The organism is Streptomyces sp. NPDC107562 (assembly GCF_055657325.1).
Map to the genome: position 1 here is coordinate 50,159 of NZ_JBVKBE010000002.1, position 19,103 is coordinate 69,261.

Consider the following 19,103-nt stretch of genomic DNA (forward strand, 5'->3'; position numbering starts at 1 on the left):
GCTCCCTTCGTCGGCCGTGCTCGCGGACAGGCGCAAAAGCGTAACCAGGGGTGCCGGGTGCCCCCGGGAGGTGCCGGGCCCGCGGTGGGCACGTCGCCCGTTCGGACGTCCGTCCGGCGCCGGGAGGCCCGGGGCCCGTGAGGATGGCGTCAGGGGGACTGCGCGGCAGAGGGTGGTGCGTTCATGCAGTTCGACGACGACGCCAGGCTGGACACGTCCGAGGTGCAGGACGTGCGCGGCAGCCGGATCCCCGGTGGCAGGGCGACCGTCGGCGGTGGCCTCGCCGGTCTGCTGGCGCTGCTCCTCGGCCTCTTCTTCGGTGTCGGGCCGGACCAGCTGGGCCTGACCGACGGGAGCGCGCAGCCGGTGCCCACGTCGTCCTCGCTGGCGCAGGTGCAGCAGAACTGCCGTACCGGGCAGGACGCGAACACCAAGGACGACTGCCGGATGGTGGCCGTCGTCAACAGCGTGCAGGACTTCTGGGACGAGGAGTTCCAGCGGCGCAGGGGCACCTACTCGCGCTCCCCCACCGTCTTCTTCAGCCAGCGGGTCGGCACCGCGTGCGGCGCGGCGACCTCGGCGGTCGGGCCGTTCTACTGCCCCGGCGACCGGAAGGTCTACTTGGACCTGGGGTTCTTCGACGAGCTGCGGACGAAGTTCGGCTCCAGCGGCGGGCCGTTCGCGCAGGCGTACGTCGTGGCCCACGAGTACGGGCACCACGTGCAGGACCTGATGGGCACCCTCGGCCGCGCGCAGGACGGCGGCACGGGCGCGAACAGCAACGCGGTGAAGGTGGAGCTCCAGGCGGACTGCTACGCCGGGGTCTGGGCGCACCACGCCACGACGACCCCGGACGAGTCGACCGGGCGGCCGCTGATCACCAGCCTCACCGAGGCCGACATCCGGGACGGCCTGGACGCGGCGGCGGCCGTCGGCGACGACCGGATCCAGGAGCGGTACCAGGGACGGGTGACGCCGGAGACGTGGACGCACGGGTCGGCGCAGCAGCGGCAGGCGTGGTTCGAGCAGGGCTACCGGACCGGGGACATGGCCCGGTGCAACACCTTCGGCTGAGCCGTGCCCGCCGACTCGGCGCGGCACGGGGCGATTTCGGCCGGTCTCGCCGTGACCGGCCACAGGACGGCGGCTTTCGGGCGTACCGGGCGGCGTTGTCGGTGGCGGGTGCCAGGATGAGGGCACCGGCCGCGGTCCCCGTACGGCGACCGCGGCACCGGCGCACAGCCCCGACGCACGAAGGAGTGATCGGCATGGCAGGCACGAGCGGTGGCGGTCCGAGCATCTACCCGACCTTGCTGTACGCGGACGCGAAAGCGGCGATCCGACAGCTCACGGAGGGCCTCGGTTTCACGGAGCTTGCCGTGTACGAGGGCGAGGGCGGCACGGTGACGCACGCCGAGCTGGTGCAGGGCAACGGCGGGGTGATGATCGGCTCCAAGGGCCGCGGCGGCCTCTTCGACACGGTGATGAAGGACGCGGGCCCCGCCGGGGTGTACGTCGTCGTGGACGACGTCGACGCGCACCATCAGCAGGCCGTGGACCACGGCGTGGAGATCCTGATGCCCCCGACGGACCAGGACTACGGCTCACGGGACTACATGGCCCGGGACGCCGAGGGCAACGTCTGGAGCTTCGGCACCTACGCGCCGCGCACGACCGACTGACCGCGCGGCCTCAGCTGCCCCCGGTGTGCACCTGGAAGGCCGCGCGGCGCACGGCCTTGGCCAGCGCGGGGTCGGGGTGCGCGGCGGCCAGCGCGACCAGGACCTGCACGGTGCGCGGATGGCCCACGGCGCGCACCTCGTCGAGCAGGGCGGGCACGGTCGGCTGCACGGCGGACTCCAGGTGCCGTACCAGGAGGGGCGCCTCGCCGTGGTCGGCGACGGCGGCGGCCGTGTCGACCCACAGCCAGGTGGCCTCCTCCCGGGTGAGCACCTCGTGGGCGTCCTCGGGATCGGCGCCGTCGTGCTCGGCGAGCCAGAGCAGCGCGTACGGCCGCAGCGTCGGCTCGTCGACCACCCCGCGCACGTCGGGCTCGGCGGGCGCGCCGACGACGCGCAGCGCCTCGAAGGCCAGGCCGCGCAGCAGGGCGTCCTCGCCGCGGGCGGCGTCGAGGAGTTCGGTGACGGCGCTGCCGACGGGCCGGGCCGCGAGCCATGCGCGGTACTCGGCGCGGGCGGCGTTGGGCCGCAGCTGGGCGCAGCCGCGCAGCATGTCCTCGGCGACGGCCTCGATGTTCCCGGCGGGGCTCTGCGCGGCGACGCAGATCTGCTCCAGCTTGACCCAGACCGCCCAGCTGCCCAGGGGGGTGAGGGTGGCCTGCCCTTCTCCGTAGGTGAGGGCGCCGACCGAGGCGAGGGCGTGCAGGGCCCAGTCGAGGAGGGGGGCGAGCTCGGTGTCCTCGGGCGCGGCGTCGACGTCCGCCGTGCCGGGGGGTGGGGGGCTCGCCGGTTCGCGCTGGGGGCCGTAGGGGACCTCGCAGCGTTCGGTGCGCAGTTCCGTGACCCGCTGCTGGAGCAGGTCGAGGAGCTGCTCGACGGGGACCGGGCCGGCCGAGAGCTGGAGGAAGGAGAGCACCTGCGGCATCGCCGAGACGACCTCGGCGACCGAGGCCGGCTCCTGGTGGGCGGGTTCCGGGTGGGCGAGCGACCAGGCGTCGAAGAAGGCGACCCAGCCGCGCAGGACCGCGGTGTCGTCGCGGTTCCAGGCGCGCAGCCGCCAGCCGGGGCGGGCGCTGTCGCCGTGCACCTCGACGAGCCCGGCGAGTCGGGCGGTGTCCCACTCCGCGCGGATCTGGGCCGGCGTCAGGCCCAGTTCGTGCGCGGCCCGTTGGGCGGTCGCGTCGGCGAGGGTGGCCTTGCCGTCGGAGGTCGCGTTGCCGGGGCGCAGGGCGGCATCGGCCCAGAGGGCGACGCGGGCCGCGCCCGCCAACCGGGAGCGTGCCATTCCGGCCAGCTCCGCGGGGGCCGGGGTGCCCTCCGGCGGGCGGGGGGCGGGGCGGCGCGAGCGCTGCTGGTTCATCGCTCGGGGGGCGGCGGCCAGGGGTCGCGGGCGGACGAGTCGGAGCCTGGAGTCGCGCGGGATACGGGACGTCACGGGTGCAGTCTTCCGGTTGACGGTCCGAAAACCCAAACGGAATGTCACGGGCGGCGACGGGAGTGGCCAAGGGACGGCACCGAGGAGGGGGTGCCGGCCGGAATCCGGACAGTGGTACGGCGTTAAACGGAACCGCGGGCCGGGCCGGTGGGGCGGTCCGGCCCACCGGCCCGCCGGGACGGTGCCGCGGCGTCACATCAGGGGGGTCAGGAAGCGGCGCAGCGCCTCTTCGTAGCCGCTGGGGTCCACGTTCCACATGGCGTTGTGCGGGGCCTGCTCGGCGGTGTGGAGGGTGACCAGGTCGGGACGGTGCTCGGCGAGGCGGCGGGAGTAGGCCCAGGGAGCCACCAGGTCGTCGGGACCGTGCAGGATCAGGGCCGGGAGCGTCAGGCGCTCGGGGTGGGCGGCCTCGTCGATACGGTCGCCGTAGAGACCGGTGCGGCCCTGGGCGGCGCGGACCGCCAGCGGCAGGAGGGGGCTCGGGGTGCGCCGGGCGGCGGCGAGGGCGCGCAGGGTCGCCTCCCAGTTGAGCACCGGGGAGTCCAGGACGAGCCCGCTGACGCGGTCCCGTGCCGAGGAGTGCGCGGCGGCACGCAGGGCCATGGTGGCGCCGGTGGACCAGCCGTACAGGACGACGCGCTCGGCGCCGTGGGCCGTCGCGTGGCGGACGGCGGCGTCCAGGTCGCGCCACTCGGTCTCGCCGAGATGGTTCAGGCCGTCCGGGGGGCGGGGAGCGCCGGGGTCTCCGCGGTAGGCGAGGTCGAGCACCGGGAAGCGCAGGCCGTGCAGGAACGCCATGATGTTCATAGGGAGTTCCCGGCCGGCGCCCAGGCCGTGCACCGTGATGATCCAGGTGTCCCGGGCTCCTGGCACGAACCAGGCGGGCAGCGACCCGAGTTCGCCGGGGATCTCGACGTCGGTGCAGTCCAGGCCGAGCGCGGTGCGGGGGTCGCCGATGTGCAGGCTCGGGGTGAGCCGGACCTTGTCGCCGGGCTCCAGGGTGCCGTGGGTGACGCGTTCCAGGCGGCGTACGACGGAGTCGGGCGGGTGCGGGACCTGGTCCAGGACGGGGCCGACCACCGCGTGGGAGCCGTTGCCCGCGAGGCCGTAGCTGCCGGGGCGCAGCGAGGCGAGGGTGCGGGTGAGGGTGACGCGGCCCGCGGCCGTGCCGTGCACGGTGAGCCGGGGCTCGGTGGGCAGCGGTCGGCCGGGCGGCGCCTTCAGCGCCGCGTCACTGGCGAACCGGCCGGCGGCCACCGCTGCGGCCCCGGCCACCGTCACGGCGGTGACGGCAGCGGCCGTAGCTCTGACAGTGCGCACGCGTCCAGTGTCCTGTCCCGCCCGTCCGGCGGCCAGCGGAACGGCGGGACGGGGTGAGGCGACGTGGCGCACGCAAGGGAGCGCCCCGGGTGGTACGGGCGAGCGCCCCGGGTTCCGTCAGCCGCGCTGACCGTATGCCCGCAGCCGCGCGGTCGCTTCCGCCAGCTGCTCCTGGGACAGCAGGGACGGCGTGCGGCCCGGCACGGCGGACGCCGTCAGCCACAGGCGGCACATCCATTCCAGCTGGGCCGTGCGGTCGTAGGCCTGGGCGAGGGAGGCGCCGTAGGTGACGGTGCCGTGGTTCTGGAGGAGGCAGCCGGAGCGGCCGGCCAGCGCGCGGAGCATGTTCTCGGCCAACTCGTCCGTGCCGTAGGTCGCGTAGGGGGCGACGCGGACGGGGCCGCCGAGCGCGCCGGCCATGTAGTGGATCACCGGGAGTTCGGGGACGAGGGTGGAGACGGCGGTGGCGTGCACGGCGTGGGTGTGGACGACGGCGCGGGCGTCGGTGGTGCGGTGGACGGCGAGGTGCAGGGGCAGTTCGCTGGTCGGTACGAGGGTCCCGCGCACCTGGCGCCCGTCGAGGTCGACGCCGGTGATGTCGTCCGGCGTGAGCCGGTCGTAGGGGACGCCCGACGGAGTGACCAGGACCGTGTTCCCCACCCGTACCGAGACGTTGCCGGAGGTGCCGACGACCAGGCCCTCGGAGACGGTCCGGCGTGCGGTGGCCACGAGCTCCTCCCAGGCCCGTGCCTCCTCGTCCGCCGCCCCGCCGCCCGGCGCCCCGGCCGGATCCTGTGCGTCGTCGGGAGCGCCCGGTGCCTCCCGCTGTTCCCACCGCTCTTCAGCCATGCCGCGATCCTGCCAGGCGGACCTTCGGCGCGTTCCGGCGCGGCCCTGTCGCGACGGCGCGCCCGCGGGCGGGGCGGCTCGCTTCGTGCGGGGTGACCAACGTCTCTTCGCGGGGGTCGCCGGCCCGGCCGGTGCGGCGCGCGGAGGGCCCCTGCCCGTGCGGGGTACGGGGCCGGCGGCGCGGCGCGAGGACCGAACCCTCCCGGCGGTACAGGCACCCCCTTTCACGGACACCCACAAGCCCCTCTCAGTTCACCTTTCGTTCACTTGGGTTACCTACGTTCGTCCAGCCAATGACCTCGAAAGATTGCCTGGGTAAATGGAAGGCATCTCGCTGATCCTCGCGATTGTGGTGGTAACCGCTCTCGCGTTCGATTTCACGAACGGTTTCCACGACACCGCGAACGCGATGGCCACCACCATCTCGACGGGTGCCCTCAGACCCAAGGTCGCGGTGGCCATGTCCGCCGTCCTGAACCTGGTCGGCGCCTTCCTCTCCGTGGAGGTCGCCAACACGATCTCCAAGGGCCTGGTCGACGAGAGCGGCATCCGTCCCGAGGTCATCTTCGCCGCACTGGTCGGCGCGATCCTGTGGAACCTGCTGACCTGGCTGGTCGGCCTGCCGTCCTCCTCGTCGCACGCCCTGATGGGCGGCCTGATCGGCGCCACCGTCGCCTCGGCCGGCGTGGGTGCCGTCCACGGCGACGCGCTGGTCACCAAGGTGCTGATCCCGGCGATCGCCGCCCCGCTGGTCGCGGGCGTCGCGGCGCTGCTGGCGACCCGGCTGACGTACCGCCTGGGCCGCAAGGCCGACGACAAGGCCTCCGCGAAGGGCTACCGCGCCGGCCAGATCGCCTCCGCGGGCCTGGTCTCGCTGGCGCACGGCACCAACGACGCGCAGAAGACGATGGGCATCATCACCCTCGCCCTGGTCGCGGGCGGCACCCTCGCCCCCGACTCCGACCCGCCCCTGTGGGTCATCCTCTCCGCGGGTCTCGCCATCGCGCTCGGCACCTACCTCGGCGGCTGGCGCATCATCCGCACCATGGGCAAGGGCCTGACCGACCTTCAGCCGCAGCAGGGCTTCGCCGCGCAGACCAGCGCCGCGACCGTCATCCTGGCCTCCTCCCACCTCGGTTTCTCCCTCTCCACCACGCATTCGGTCTCCGGTGCGGTGATGGGCGCGGGCCTCGGCCGCAAGGGCGGGGTGGTCCGCTGGTCCACCGCCACCCGGATGTTCGTCGCCTGGGGCCTGACCCTGCCGGCCGCCGCGCTGGTCGGCGCGATCGCCGAGTGGGTGACGGGCTTCGGCCCCTGGGGCACCGCCCTGGTCGCCGTCTTCCTGGTCGGCTCCAGCGCCGCGATCTGGAAGATCTCCCGCCGCGAGGTCGTGGACCACACGAACGTCAACGACGCGGACGGGGAACCGGCCGGCGTGGTGACGACCGCGATGGCCGCCGTGACGCCGCCCCCGGCGGGCACCCCGGCGGAGGACCTCACGGCCACGATCCCCCGGCAGGCCACGGCCTCGGAGCCGACGCCCTCTCAGGCCACGGTCTGAGCACCCTGATACCGAAGGAAGCAGCACAAGCATGAAGATCGACTGGGCGGCCCTCGGCTCCGTCTTCGGCGTCAGCCTCGTGGTCACGGTGGCTCTGGTGGGCCTGTTCACCCTCGGTGTCACCGCTCTGTCGCGGCGCGAACGGGCGGCCGCGCAGGGCGAGTCGGCGGCGCTGGCGGTGACGGGCGCCTACGCCGCCTTCGCGGCGTGCGCGGCGGCCGTGGGATACGGGATCTATCTGATCGTGGCCTGAGCACCCCGGTGTTCGACGCGCCCTGCGCGGTGCCCTCGACGGGGCTCCGGGCAGGGCGCTTCGTCGTGCGCGGGGACAGCGCGAGCGGCGGACGGGAGACCCGTGCCGCCGGTGGCGTGTGGGACTCAGCACACTTGCCCCGTCGCAGGTCAACAGCAAGTTGACGGCCGTTCCGGCCCCGTGGTGGACTTCCGGGGCCATGTACGGCGGCAGAAGAGGAAGCCCGGTGTGAATCCGGCGCGGTCCCGCCACTGTGACCGGGGAGGGAACTCCCCGGGAGCCAGGAACTCTCACCGCCGGTCTCGTCGAACCAGGGCGTGGACACCCTGAGTGAGGACATATCGCCATGCTCGGCCGCCAAGTGAGGTCCCGCACCAGGTCTCTGCCCGCCCGCACGGCCGGCTGAGCCCGTGCGTGCCGATCGCGTCTTCGCGTACGGCGCCGCCGCCGGCCTCCTCGGCGACCATGTGCTCGGCGACCCCCGCCGAGGGCATCCGGTCGCCGCGTTCGGGCGGGCCGCCGCCGCGGTGGAACGGGTGTTGTGGCGGGACCACCGCGGATGGGGCGCGCTGCACACCCTCGTGTGCGTGGGCGGCGCCGTCGCCCTGGGCACCGCGGCCCACCGGGTCGTACGGTCCTCCCCCGCCGCTTCCGTCGCGCTGACCGGCGTCGCCACCTGGGCCGTCCTCGGCGGGACCTCGCTCGCGCGGGAGGCCCGGGCCGTCGGGCGGGCCCTGGAGGCGGGGGACGTCGAGGCGGCGCGGGCCCGGCTGCCCCATCTGTGCGGCCGCGACCCGCAGGCGCTGGACGCGCCGGGGATCGCGCGGGCGGTGGTGGAGTCCGTCGCGGAGAACACGTCCGACGCCGTGGTGGGGGCGCTGGTGTGGGGGGCCGTGGGCGGGGTCCCGGGGCTGCTCGGGTTCCGGGCGGTGAACACGCTCGACGCGATGGTGGGGCACAGGTCCCCGCGCCACCGCCGCTACGGATGGGCCAGCGCACGACTCGACGATCTCGCCGGGTGGCCGGGCGCCCGGCTGACGGCGTCGCTCGCCGTGCTGGCGGGCGGCGACGCGCGAGGAGCCGTACAGGCCTGGCGCAAGGACGCCGCGCGGCATCCGAGTCCCAACGCCGGGGCCGTGGAGGCCTCGTTCGCGGGGGCGTTGGGGGTGCGGCTCGGGGGGACGTTGTCGTATGCGGGCCGGGTCGAGCACCGGCCCGTGCTGAACGGTGGGGGGCGTGCGGTGGAAGTCGGCGACATCGAGCGGGCCGTCCGGTTGTCCCGGCGGGTGGGCCGGCTGGCCCTGGGGGCCTGCGCGGCCGGAGTGTGGCTGCGGGGACGGCTGTCGAGGAGGCCGGCGTGAACGGGCGTGGGCTGCTGATCGCCGGTACCACCTCGGACGCCGGCAAGAGCGTCGTCACCGCCGGCATCTGCCGCTGGCTGGTGCGCCAGGGCGTGAAGGTGGCGCCCTTCAAGGCGCAGAACATGTCGCTCAACTCCTTCGTCACCCGCGAGGGCGCCGAGATCGGTCGGGCGCAGGCCATGCAGGCACAGGCCTGCCGGGTGGAGCCGACCGCGCTGATGAATCCCGTGCTGCTCAAGCCGGGCGGCGAGAGCAGCAGCCAGGTGGTGCTGCTCGGCAGGCCCGTCGGGGAGATGAGCGCGCGGGGCTATCACGGCGGACGGCAGCAGGCGTTGCTCGGGACCGTGCTCGACTGTCTCGCCGAGTTGCGGGGCACGTATGACGCGGTGATCTGTGAGGGGGCCGGCTCTCCGGCCGAGATCAATCTGCGGCGGACCGACATCGTCAACATGGGGATCGCCCGCAATGCCGGTCTCCCGGTGCTCGTCGTCGGCGACATCGACCGCGGCGGCGTCTTCGCCTCCTTCTTCGGGACCGTCGCGCTGCTGTCCCGTCAGGACCAGGAGCTGATCGCCGGGTTCCTCGTCAACAAGTTCCGCGGCGACGTCTCGCTCCTCGAACCCGGCATCGACATGCTGCACGGCCTCACCGGGCGGCACACCTACGGCGTCCTGCCCTTCCGGCACGGCCTCGGCATCGACGAGGAGGACGGGCTGAGGGTGTCCCTGCGGGGGGCGGTGCGCGAGTCCCGGGTGGCCGCCCCGGTCGGCGAGGACGTGCTGCGGGTGGCGGTGTGCGCCGTGCCGCTGATGTCCAACTTCACGGACGTCGACGCCCTCGCCGCCGAACCGGGTGTCGTCGTGCGGTTCGTGGACCGGCCCGAGGAGCTGGCGGACGCGGATCTGGTGGTGGTGCCCGGCACCCGGGGGACCGTGCGGGCCCTGGAGTGGCTGCGGGAGCGCGGGCTCGCGCGGGCCCTCGTGCGCAGGGCCGCCGAAGGACGTCCGATCCTCGGCATCTGCGGCGGCTTCCAGGTCCTCGGCGAGCACATCGAGGACGACGTCGAGAGCCGGCGCGGGCAGGTCGACGCGCTCGGAGTGCTGCCGGTGCGGGTGCGGTTCGCCCGCGAGAAGACGCTCACCCGGCCGGTCGGCGAGGCCCTCGGGGAGCACGTCGAGGGGTACGAGATCCACCACGGGGTCGCCGACGTCGAGGGCGGCGAACCCTTCCTGGACGGCTGCCGGGTCGGGCAGACCTGGGGCACCCACTGGCACGGCTCGCTGGAGTCCGACGGCTTCCGGCGGGCCTTCCTGCGCGAGGTGGCCGCCGCCGCGGGCCGCCGCTTCGTGCCGGCGCCCGGCACCTCCTTCGCCGCGCTGCGCGAGGAGCAGCTCGACCGGCTCGGCGACCTGATCGAACAGCACGCGGACACGGACGCGCTGTGGCGGCTCATCGAGTCCGGCGCGCCGCAAGGACTGCCTTTCCTTCCACCGGGAGCGCCCGCATGAGCACAGTGTTGTTGTTGTCCACCGCCGACACCGATCTGCTGGCGGCCCGTGCCTGCGGCGCCTCCTACCGGATCGGCAACCCGACCCGCGTGGACGCCGAGAGCGAGCTGCCCGCGCTGGTCGAGGGCGCGGACATCGCCGTCGTACGGCTGCTGGGCGGCAAGCGGGCCTGGGAGGACGGACTCGCCCGGCTGCGGGCGTCGGGGATCCCCACCGTGCTGCTCGGCGGGGAGTCCGTGCCGGACGCCGAGCTGATGGCCGAGTCGTCCGTGCCGGCCGGCGTCGTGGCCGAGGCACTGCGCTACCTCGTCGAGGGCGGGCCCGAGAACCTCACCGAGCTGGCGCGGTTCCTGTCGGACACGGTGCTGCTGACGGGTGAGGGGTTCGACGAGCCGCGGAAGATGCCGGAGTACGGCGTCCACGGCTCCCGTGCCTTCACCGAGGGCCGTCCGACCGTCGGCGTGCTCTTCTACCGGGCCCACGAGCTCAGCGGCAACACCGCGTTCGTGGAAACCCTGTGCGACGCGATCGAGGCGCGGGGCGCCAACGCCCTGCCCGTGTACTGCGGTTCGCTGCGCGGCGCGGACCCGGAGCTGTACACGCTCCTCGCGAAGGCCGACGCGCTGGTCGCCACCGTCCTCGCCGCCGGCGGGACGCACGCCTCGCAGGCGTCGGCGGGCGGCGACGAGGAGGCGTGGGACATCGGCAGGCTGGCCGAGCTGAACGTGCCCGTGCTGCAGGGACTGTGCCTGACCTCCTCGCGGGACGCCTGGGACGCGTCCGACGCCGCCCTCTCCCCGATGGACGCGGCGATGCAGGTCGCGATCCCGGAGTTCGACGGCCGGCTGATCACCGTCCCGTTCTCCTTCAAGGAGCAGGGCCCGGACGACGTGCCCGTGTACGTGGCCGACCCCGAGCGGGCCGGACGCGTCGCCGGGATCGCCGTACGGCACGCGCGGTTGCGGCACAAGCCGAACGCCGACAAGAAGCTCGCGCTCGTCTTCACCGCCTACCCGACCAAGCACTCGCGCGTCGGCAACGCGGTCGGCCTGGACACGCCCGCCTCCGCGGTGCGGGTGCTGGACGCGCTCCGGCAGGCCGGGTACGGGGTGACCGCGTACCCGGACAACGGCGACGAGTTGATCCACCGGCTCATCGAGGCGGGCGGGCACGACGTCGAGTGGCTGACCGAGGACCAGCTGGCGTCGGCGCCCGCGCGCGTGCCGCTCGCCGACTACCGAGCCTGGTTCGACCAGCTCGACCCTGGGCTGCGGGACGCCATGACGGAGGCGTGGGGCGAGCCGCCGGGTTCGCTGTACGTCGACGGCGACGACATCGTGCTGGCGTCCCTGCGGTTCGGGAACGTCGTCGTGATGATCCAGCCGCCGCGCGGCTTCGGCGAGAACCCGATCGCGATCTACCACGACCCGGACATGCCGCCGTCGCACCACTACATGGCGGCGTACCGCTGGCTGGAGGCTGCGACATCGGAGGGGGGCTTCGGCGCCGACGCGGTCGTCCACATGGGCAAGCACGGCACGATGGAGTGGCTGCCGGGCAAGGGCCTCGGGCTCGGCGGCGGTTGCGCACCGGACGCGGTCCTCGGGGACCTGCCGCTGATCTACCCGTTCATCGTCAACGACCCCGGCGAGGGCACCCAGGCCAAGCGGCGCGGACACGCCACCGTCGTCGATCACCTGGTGCCGCCGATGGCCCGCGCGGACACCTACGGCGACCTGGCCAAGCTGGAGCAGCTGCTCGACGAGTACGCGCTCGTCTCGGACCTGGACCCGACGAAGGCACCGGCGGTCAGGGCCCAGATCTGGACCCTGGTCAAGACGGCCGAGCTCCACCACGACCTGCATGTCGACGAGCAGCCCGGCGACGACGACTTCGACGAGTTCGTCATGCACATCGACGGCTATCTGTGCGAGATCAAGGACGTGCAGATCCGCGACGGACTGCACGTCCTCGGCGGCGGCCCGGTCGGCGAGCCGCGCGTCAACCTGGTCCTCGCCGTGCTCCGTGCCTCGCAGGTGTGGGGCGGCCGGGCGAACGCGCTGCCGGGGCTGCGGGCGTCCCTGGCCGAGCACTTCGGGCTGGTGGAGAAGGAGCTGCTGGCGGAGCCGGGCGCGCCGCTGAAGGTGCCGGTCGAGCTGAGCGACCTCGTCGAGGGCCCGTCCCGTACCGCCGCCGACGCCGTCGACCTGCTGGAGCAGCTGTGCCGGCGGCTCGCGGAGGGGATGGAGGAGCGGGGCTGGGCGGCGTCCGGGAGCGCGGCGCTGGTACGGGAGGTGGTCGGCACCGAACTGCCCGCGGCCGTGGCCGTGCTGGAGTTCGCCTGCGACGAGGTGGTGCCGCGGCTCGCCCGCACCACGGACGAGATCGGCCACATCCTCAAGGCGCTCGACGGCGGTTACGTCCCGGCGGGTCCGTCCGGCTCGCCGACGCGCGGACTGGTCAACGTGCTGCCGACCGGCCGGAACTTCTACTCCGTGGACCCCAAGGCCATCCCGTCCCGGCTGAGCTGGGAGGTCGGGCAGTCGCTCGCCGACTCGCTCGTGCAGCGGTACCTCCAGGACACCGGCGCGTACCCGAAGTCCGTGGGCCTGACGGTCTGGGGCACCTCGGCCATGCGCACCCAGGGCGACGACATCGCCGAGATCCTGGCGCTGCTGGGCTGCCGTCCGGTGTGGGACGACGCCTCGCGCCGGGTGACCGGGTTCGAGATCATCGGCCTCGGCGAGCTGGGGCGGCCCCGCATCGACGTCACCGTCCGCATCTCCGGCTTCTTCCGGGACGCGTTCCCGCACGTCGTCGGGTTGATCGACGACGCGGTGCGGGCGGTGGCCGAGCTGGACGAGCCCGCGGAGTCGAACTACGTACGGGCGCACGCCGACGAGGACACCGCCGCGCACGGCGACCGGCGGCGCGCCACCGCGCGCGTCTTCGGCTCCAAGCCGGGCGCGTACGGCGCCGGACTGCTGCCGCTGATCGACGCCCGCAACTGGCGCTCCGACGCCGACCTCGCCGAGGTGTACGCCGTCTGGGGCGGGTACGCCTACGGGCGCGGGCTCGACGGGCGGGCGGCACGCGGGGACATGGAGACGGCGTTCCGGCGGATCGCGGTCGCGGCGAAGAACGTCGACACCCGCGAGCACGACCTCGTCGACGCCGACGACTACTTCCAGTACCACGGCGGCATGGTCGCGATGGTCCGGCACCTCACGGGCGCCTCCCCCGAGGCCTACGTCGGCGACTCGGCCACCCCCGACCAGGTCAGGACCCGCACCCTCGGTGAGGAGACGCACCGCGTCTTCCGGGCCCGCGTGGTCAACCCGCGCTGGATGGCGGCGATGCGGCGGCACGGCTACAAGGGCGCCTTCGAGATGGCGGCGACCGTCGACTACCTCTTCGGCTACGACGCCACCGCCGGGGTCGTCGACGACTGGATGTACGAGAAGCTCAGCGCGGAGTACGTCTTCGACCCGGAGAACCGCGACTTCATGAAGCAGTCCAACCCGTGGGCGCTGCGCGGCATCACCGAGCGGCTGCTGGAGGCCGCCGAGCGGGGACTGTGGGCGGAACCGGACGCGCAAACGCTGGAACGGTTGCGGGCCACCTACCTCGAACTCGAAGGCGACCTGGAGGGCGACGACAAGTGAGCACCCCCTTTCCGTTCACGGCCGTCGTCGGACAGGACGACCTGCGCCTCGCACTGCTGTTGAACGCCGTGTCCCCGGCGGTCGGCGGCGTGCTCGTCCGCGGCGAGAAAGGCACCGCCAAGTCGACGGCGGTGCGGGCGCTCGCGGCGTTGCTGCCGGAGGTCCCCGTGGTCCCCGGCTGCCGCTTCTCCTGCGACCCCGCGGCGCCGGACCCGGCCTGCCCGGACGGACCGCACGAGCCCGGCGCCGGGGCCGCCCGGCCGGCCCGCATGGTCGAGCTGCCCGTCGGTGCCTCCGAGGACCGGCTGGTCGGCGCGCTCGACATCGAGCGGGCGCTCGCCGAGGGCGTGAAGGCCTTCGAACCCGGGCTGCTCGCCGACGCGCATCGCGGGATCCTCTACGTCGACGAGGTCAACCTCCTCCACGACCATCTGGTCGACCTGCTGCTGGACGCCGCCGCGATGGGCGCCTCGTACGTGGAACGCGAGGGCGTCTCCGTACGGCATGCCGCGCGGTTCCTGCTGGTCGGGACCATGAACCCGGAGGAGGGCGAGCTGCGGCCGCAGCTGCTCGACCGGTTCGGGCTGACCGTCGAGGTCGCCGCCTCGCGCGAGCCCGACCAGCGCGTGGAGGTCGTCAAGCGGCGCCTCGCCCACGACGCCGATCCCGCTGCCTTCGCGGGCCGGTGGGCGGCCGAGGAGAGCGCCGTACGGGCCCGGATCGCGGCGGCGCGGGCACTGCTGCCGTCCGTGCTGCTCGGCGACGGGGCGCTGCGGCAGATCGCGGCGACCTGCGCCGCCTTCGAGGTGGACGGCATGCGGGCCGACATCGTGATGGCCCGCACCGCGACCGCGCTGGCCGCGTGGGCGGGGCGGACCGAGGTGCTGGCGGAGGACGTGCGCCGGGCCGCGCTGCTCGCGCTGCCGCACCGGCGCCGGCGCAACCCGTTCGACGCGCCGGGCCTGGACGAGGACAAACTGGACGAGACGCTGCGGGAGTTCGCGGAGCCGCCCGCGCACCAGGACGACGACGATCCCGACCCCGACGGACCCGGCGACGGTCCCGGCGGGGGCGGCGGGCAGCCTGACGGGAAGCCGCAGGGCGACGGTGCCGGGGCGCGGCCCGAGGAGTCGGCCGAGAGTGCGCCCGTCCCGTCCGGGGCCGGCGAGCAGTCCGCCGTACGGGCGGCCGAGCCCTTCCGGACCAAGGTGCTGAGCGTGCCGGGGATCGGGGAGGGCACCGCGGGGCGGCGATCGCGGGCGCGCACGGAGCACGGGCGGACCACCGGGGCGAGGCGGCCGCGGGGCGCGCTCACGGCGCTGCATCTGGCGGCCACCGTGCAGGCCGCGGCGCCGCATCAGCGGGCGCGGGGACGATCGGGGCGGGGCCTGGTGGTGCGGCGGGACGATCTGCGGCAGGCGACGCGGGAGGGGCGCGAGGGCAATCTCGTGCTGTTCGTGGTCGACGCCTCCGGGTCGATGGCGGCCCGGCAGCGGATGGGCGCCGTGAAGGGTGCCGTGCTGTCGCTGCTGCTGGACGCCTACCAGCGGCGGGACAAGGTGGGCCTGGTGACCTTCCGCGGTACCGGCGCCGACGTCGCGCTGCCGCCGACCTCGTCCGTGGACGCGGCGGCGGTCCGGCTGGAGTCGCTGCCGACGGGCGGCCGTACGCCGCTCGCGGCCGGTCTGCTCAAGGCGCGCGACGTGCTGCGCGTGGAGCGGCTGCGGGATCCGGCCCGGCGGGCCCTGCTCGTGGTGGTGACGGACGGGCGGGCCACCGGGGGGCCGGAGCCGGTCGCGAACGCCGGGCGGGCGGCCCGGCTGTTCGGCGCCGACGGGGTCGCCTCGGTGGTCGTGGACTGCGAGTCGGGGCCGGTGCGGCTGGGGCTCGCGGGGCAGCTCGCGGCCGAACTGGGAGGTACGGCGGTGACGCTGGAGGCGTTGCGCGCCGACGCCATCGCCGGGCTGGTGAAGGACGTGCGCAGGAGGGCCGCGTAATGCCGCAGGGACAACCGAGTGTCGTGCCGGACGACGGACTGACCACGCGTCAGCGGCGCAACCGGCCCCTGGTCGTGGTGCACACCGGCATCGGCAAGGGCAAGTCGACCGCCGCCTTCGGGCTGGCGCTGCGGGCCTGGAACCAGGGCTGGCCGATCGGGGTGTTCCAGTTCGTCAAGTCGGCGAAGTGGAAGGTCGGCGAGGAGAACGCGCTGCGGGTGCTGGGCGCCAGCGGTGAGGGCGGGTCCGTCGACTGGCACAAGATGGGCGAGGGATGGTCCTGGGTCCAGCGGGACATCCAGGGTGACAACTCGACCAACGAGGAGAAGGCCCGGGAGGGCTGGGAGCAGGTCAAGCGGGACCTGGCCGCCGAGACGTACAAGCTGTACGTGCTGGACGAGTTCGCCTACCCGATGCACTGGGGGTGGGTCGACGTCGAGGAGGTCGTGTCCGTGCTGCGGGACCGGCCCGGGGCCCAGCACGTGGTGATCACCGGGCGCAACGCCCCGCAGGCGCTCGTCGACTTCGCCGATCTCGTGACCGACATGTCCAAGGTGAAGCACCCGATGGACGCCGGGCAGAAGGGGCAGAGGGGCATCGAGTGGTGACGTCCGTGCCGCGGCTGGTCCTCGCCGCGCCCGCCTCGGGGAGCGGCAAGACCACCGTCGCCACGGGGTTGATGGCCGCGCTCACCGCGCGGGGGCTCGCCGTGTCCCCGCACAAGGTCGGGCCGGACTACATCGACCCCGGGTATCACGCGCTCGCGACCGGACGGGTGGGGCGCAACCTGGACGCTTACCTGTGCGGACCCGAGCTGGTGGCTCCGCTGTTCCTGCACGGGGCGCGCGGTGGCGACATCGCCGTGGTCGAGGGGGTGATGGGGCTGTTCGACGGTGCCGCCGGGGAAGGGGAGCTGGCCTCCACCGCCCATGTCGCCAAGCTGCTGCGGGCGCCGGTGGTGCTCGTGGTCGACGCGTCCTCGCAGTCGCGGTCGGTGGCGGCGCTGGTGCACGGGTTCACGTCCTGGGACCCGGAGGTCCGGATCGGGGGCGTGATCCTCAACAAGGTCGCCTCGGACCGGCACGAGGAGTTGCTGCGCGAGGCGCTGGAGTCCGTGGGGGTGCCGGTGCTCGGGGTGCTGCGGCGGGTGGCCCAGGTGGACACCCCCTCCCGGCATCTGGGGCTGGTGCCGGTCGCCGAGCGGCGGCCCGCGGCCGTCGAGGCGGTGGCCGCCATGGCCGCGCAGGTGGAGGCCGGCTGTGATCTGGAGGCGTTGCTGGCGCTGGCGCGCGCGGCGGCTCCCTTGCCGTGCGCGGCCTGGGACCCGACCGTGGCCCTCGGGGCTTCGCCCGCGGAGGATCAGGGCCCGCGCGTGCCGGTGGCCGTCGCCGGGGGGCCGGCCTTCACCTTCTCCTACGCCGAGCACGCCGAGTTGCTCGCCGCCGCCGGGGCCGAGGTCGTGGTGTTCGATCCGGTGCGGGACGAGCGACTGCCCGACGGCACGCGCGGACTGGTCGTCGGCGGCGGATTCCCCGAGGTGTACGCCGGGGAGCTGTCGGCCAACGAGCCGCTGCGCAAGGCCGTCGCGGCGCTCGCCGAACAGGGCGCGCCCGTCGCCGCGGAGTGCGCCGGACTGCTGTACCTGTGCCGGGAGCTGGACGGGCAGCCGATGTGCGGGGTGCTCGACGCGGACGCGCGGATGTCGCAGCGGCTGACCCTCGGCTACCGGGACGCCGTCGCCGTGGGCGACAGTGTGCTCGCGCCGGCGGGGACGCGGATGCGCGGGCACGAGTTCCACCGCACGGTCGTCGAACCGGCGGCCGGGCCGGCGCCCGCCTGGGGGGTGCGCGTCCCCCGTCCGCGCGTGGAGGGTTTCGTGGAGCGCGGTGTGCACGCGAGTTTTCTGCACACGCACTGGGCGTCGGCGCCCGGTGTCGCCCGTCGGTTCGTGGAGAGGTGCCGGACGTCATGAGCAGCAGGCTGGTGGGAGTGGGGGTCGGGCCGGGCGACCCGGAGCTGGTGACCGTGAAGGGCGTGGGCGCCCTGCGCGCCGCCGCGCTCGTCGTCGTACCGGTCATGGACACCGGGGAGCGGGGGCGTGCCGAGGCGACCGTGCTGCACTACGTCCCCGAGGAGAAGGTCGTCCGGGTCGTGTTCGCGCTGAACGAGCGCACCGACCGGACCCGCCGTGAGGCGGCGTGGGACGCCGCCGGTGAGCGGGTCGCCGGGCTGCTGCGCGAGCACGCCCACATCGCGTTCGCCACCATCGGCGATCCGAACGTGTACTCCACGTTCACCTATCTCGCGCAGACCGTCGCCGAGTCGGTCCCGGGCACCGTCATCGAGACCGTGCCCGGCATCACCGCCATGCAGGACCTCGCCGCGCGGTCGGGCGCGGTGCTGACGGAGGGGACCGAGCCGCTCACGCTGGTGCCGGTGACCGCCGGTGCCGCGGTGCTGAAGGAGGCGCTGAACGGGCCCGGGACCGTCGTCGCCTACAAGTTCGGCAGGCAGGCGGCCGAGGTCGCCGAGGCGCTCCGCGAGAGCGGCCGGCTGGAGGGTGCCGTGTGGGGGTCCGCGCTGGGGCTGCCGGAGGAGTCCGTCCGGCCCGCCGCCGAGCTCGACGGGGCGCCCCTGCCGTATCTCTCCACACTCATCGCGCCCGCGCGACGCGAGGGTGGGCGGGGCGGCAAGCTGTGACGCTCCCCCGGTCATTCGGCGATGCCCACCACCAGCCAGATGAACGCCGCTCCCCCGACCGTGCACAGCAGGGTCGGCCCGGCGGCGTGCTTGTGGTGGGCCTCGGGCAGGATCTCGGCGGCGGCCAGATAGAGCAGCGCCCCGCCGAACAGGCCGAGATAGCCGCCCAGTACGGGCTGCGGAATGGTCACCAGGAGGGTGCTCGCCGCACCCACGACGGGTGCCAGGGCGTCCGCGAACAGCATCGCGAGCGCCCGGCGCCGGGCGTTGCCGTACAGGGTCGTGAGGGTGAAGGTGTTGAAGCCGTCCGCGAAGTCGTGGGCGATCACGGCGAGCGCGACCGCCACGCCCATGCCCTCGCCGATCTGGAAGGCGGCGCCGATCGCCACGCCGTCCATGGCGCTGTGCGCGACCATCGCGGCGGCGGCCGTCAGACCCACCTCGGGCGTGCGCTCGTGCTCGTCGGCGCCGTGCGCCGCGCGACGGGCCGCCAGCAGCCGTTCCACACCGTGGGCCAGCAGGAAGCCGGCCACGAACAGGAGCAGGGCGGCCGGCACGCCGTGCACCTCGGTGCCGGCCGCCGCGAGGGCCTCCGGCAGCAGGTCCATGCCGACCACGCCCAGCATCAGGCCGCCGGCCAGGCCCAGCACGAGGTGACGGCGGTCCGTCACGCGCTGCGCCGTCCAGCCACCCGCCAGCGTCATCAGGAACGCGCCCAGCGCGACGAACACCGCCATGTGCCCTTGCTATCCGATCAGCCCGCGGTCGCGCACAT

15 protein-coding genes and 1 riboswitch are annotated in these 19,103 nt (G+C 74.3%); of the genes, 11 read left to right on the top strand and 4 right to left on the bottom strand.

Going from position 1 to position 19,103, the window contains the following annotated elements:
• Positions 1-183 precede the first annotated feature (183 nt).
• Entirely contained in the window at positions 184-1,074 is an 891-nt protein-coding gene (gene ypfJ, locus ACZ7LV_RS06070; RefSeq protein ID WP_401675951.1) for a KPN_02809 family neutral zinc metallopeptidase, read from the top strand.
• A gap of 194 nt (positions 1,075-1,268) precedes the next feature.
• Positions 1,269-1,682 carry a VOC family protein gene (locus ACZ7LV_RS06075; protein ID WP_471936266.1) on the top strand — a complete coding sequence of 138 codons (414 nt, stop codon included), beginning with the start codon at positions 1,269-1,271 and terminating at the stop codon, positions 1,680-1,682.
• A gap of 10 nt (positions 1,683-1,692) precedes the next feature.
• Here the strand turns inward: ACZ7LV_RS06075 and ACZ7LV_RS06080 are convergent, their stop codons facing one another.
• From ACZ7LV_RS06080 to ACZ7LV_RS06090, 3 genes are all read right to left on the bottom strand, one after another.
• Positions 1,693-3,114, bottom strand: coding sequence for a hypothetical protein (locus ACZ7LV_RS06080; RefSeq protein WP_471936268.1), 1,422 nt, complete (start codon positions 3,112-3,114; stop codon positions 1,693-1,695).
• A gap of 192 nt (positions 3,115-3,306) precedes the next feature.
• Positions 3,307-4,434, bottom strand: coding sequence for an alpha/beta hydrolase family protein (locus tag ACZ7LV_RS06085; protein WP_471936270.1), 1,128 nt, complete (start codon positions 4,432-4,434; stop codon positions 3,307-3,309).
• A 117-nt stretch (positions 4,435-4,551) separates the two neighbouring features.
• A complete protein-coding gene (locus tag ACZ7LV_RS06090) occupies positions 4,552-5,283 on the bottom strand; it encodes a class II aldolase/adducin family protein (protein ID WP_471936272.1) in 732 nt (243 codons plus the stop codon).
• A 319-nt stretch (positions 5,284-5,602) separates the two neighbouring features.
• Between ACZ7LV_RS06090 and ACZ7LV_RS06095 the strand changes: the two genes are divergently transcribed.
• The 9 genes from ACZ7LV_RS06095 (at position 5,603) to cobI (ending at position 18,328) form a co-directional block, all read left to right on the top strand.
• Positions 5,603-6,844 (top strand): inorganic phosphate transporter, encoded by a 1,242-nt coding sequence (locus tag ACZ7LV_RS06095; RefSeq protein ID WP_471936274.1) that lies wholly within the window; start codon positions 5,603-5,605, stop codon positions 6,842-6,844.
• A 31-nt stretch (positions 6,845-6,875) separates the two neighbouring features.
• On the top strand, positions 6,876-7,097 hold the full coding sequence (locus ACZ7LV_RS06100) for a hypothetical protein (protein ID WP_401675963.1): 222 nt from the start codon (positions 6,876-6,878) through the stop codon (positions 7,095-7,097).
• A 167-nt stretch (positions 7,098-7,264) separates the two neighbouring features.
• Positions 7,265-7,406: riboswitch (cobalamin riboswitch) on the top strand.
• 101 nt (positions 7,407-7,507) lie between these two features.
• The gene (locus tag ACZ7LV_RS06105; RefSeq protein ID WP_471936276.1) at positions 7,508-8,458 is read left to right on the top strand and encodes a cobalamin biosynthesis protein; all 951 of its coding nucleotides are present in this window, start codon (positions 7,508-7,510) and stop codon (positions 8,456-8,458) included.
• Positions 8,455-9,966: a cobyric acid synthase gene (locus tag ACZ7LV_RS06110; RefSeq protein WP_471936278.1), complete on the top strand. Its 1,512-nt coding sequence runs from the start codon at positions 8,455-8,457 to the stop codon at positions 9,964-9,966. The genes ACZ7LV_RS06105 and ACZ7LV_RS06110 overlap by 4 nt, the downstream gene beginning before the upstream one ends.
• On the top strand, positions 9,963-13,631 hold the full coding sequence (cobN, locus tag ACZ7LV_RS06115; protein ID WP_471936280.1) for a cobaltochelatase subunit CobN: 3,669 nt from the start codon (positions 9,963-9,965) through the stop codon (positions 13,629-13,631). Before ACZ7LV_RS06110 ends, cobN begins: the two co-directional genes overlap by 4 nt.
• Entirely contained in the window at positions 13,628-15,628 is a 2,001-nt protein-coding gene (locus ACZ7LV_RS06120; protein ID WP_471936282.1) for a putative cobaltochelatase, read from the top strand. Before cobN ends, ACZ7LV_RS06120 begins: the two co-directional genes overlap by 4 nt.
• Positions 15,628-16,236 carry a cob(I)yrinic acid a,c-diamide adenosyltransferase gene (cobO, locus tag ACZ7LV_RS06125; RefSeq protein WP_471936284.1) on the top strand — a complete coding sequence of 203 codons (609 nt, stop codon included), beginning with the start codon at positions 15,628-15,630 and terminating at the stop codon, positions 16,234-16,236. Before ACZ7LV_RS06120 ends, cobO begins: the two co-directional genes overlap by 1 nt.
• Complete coding sequence (locus ACZ7LV_RS06130) at positions 16,230-17,600, top strand: cobyrinate a,c-diamide synthase (RefSeq protein ID WP_471936286.1); 1,371 nt, start codon at positions 16,230-16,232, stop codon at positions 17,598-17,600. The genes cobO and ACZ7LV_RS06130 overlap by 7 nt, the downstream gene beginning before the upstream one ends.
• Entirely contained in the window at positions 17,597-18,328 is a 732-nt protein-coding gene (gene cobI, locus ACZ7LV_RS06135) for a precorrin-2 C(20)-methyltransferase (RefSeq protein WP_401675977.1), read from the top strand. The genes ACZ7LV_RS06130 and cobI overlap by 4 nt, the downstream gene beginning before the upstream one ends.
• Before the next feature lie 11 nt (positions 18,329-18,339).
• Here the strand turns inward: cobI and ACZ7LV_RS06140 are convergent, their stop codons facing one another.
• Complete coding sequence (locus ACZ7LV_RS06140) at positions 18,340-19,065, bottom strand: ZIP family metal transporter (protein WP_471936288.1); 726 nt, start codon at positions 19,063-19,065, stop codon at positions 18,340-18,342.
• Between the last annotated feature and the right edge of the window lie 38 nt (positions 19,066-19,103).

Excerpts from the sequence above, each read along its gene's own strand:
- ypfJ (WP_401675951.1), top strand. The coding sequence starts at position 184 with ATGCAGTTCGACGACGACGCCAGGCTGGACACGTCCGAGGTGCAGGAC.
- ACZ7LV_RS06075 (WP_471936266.1), top strand. The coding sequence starts at position 1,269 with ATGGCAGGCACGAGCGGTGGCGGTCCGAGCATCTACCCGACCTTGCTG.
- ACZ7LV_RS06090 (WP_471936272.1), bottom strand. The coding sequence starts at position 5,283 with ATGGCTGAAGAGCGGTGGGAACAGCGGGAGGCACCGGGCGCTCCCGAC.
- ACZ7LV_RS06095 (WP_471936274.1), top strand. The coding sequence starts at position 5,603 with ATGGAAGGCATCTCGCTGATCCTCGCGATTGTGGTGGTAACCGCTCTC.
- ACZ7LV_RS06100 (WP_401675963.1), top strand. The coding sequence starts at position 6,876 with ATGAAGATCGACTGGGCGGCCCTCGGCTCCGTCTTCGGCGTCAGCCTC.
- cobN (WP_471936280.1), top strand. The coding sequence starts at position 9,963 with ATGAGCACAGTGTTGTTGTTGTCCACCGCCGACACCGATCTGCTGGCG.
- cobO (WP_471936284.1), top strand. The coding sequence starts at position 15,628 with ATGCCGCAGGGACAACCGAGTGTCGTGCCGGACGACGGACTGACCACG.
- cobI (WP_401675977.1), top strand. The coding sequence starts at position 17,597 with ATGAGCAGCAGGCTGGTGGGAGTGGGGGTCGGGCCGGGCGACCCGGAG.
- ACZ7LV_RS06140 (WP_471936288.1), bottom strand. The coding sequence starts at position 19,065 with ATGGCGGTGTTCGTCGCGCTGGGCGCGTTCCTGATGACGCTGGCGGGT.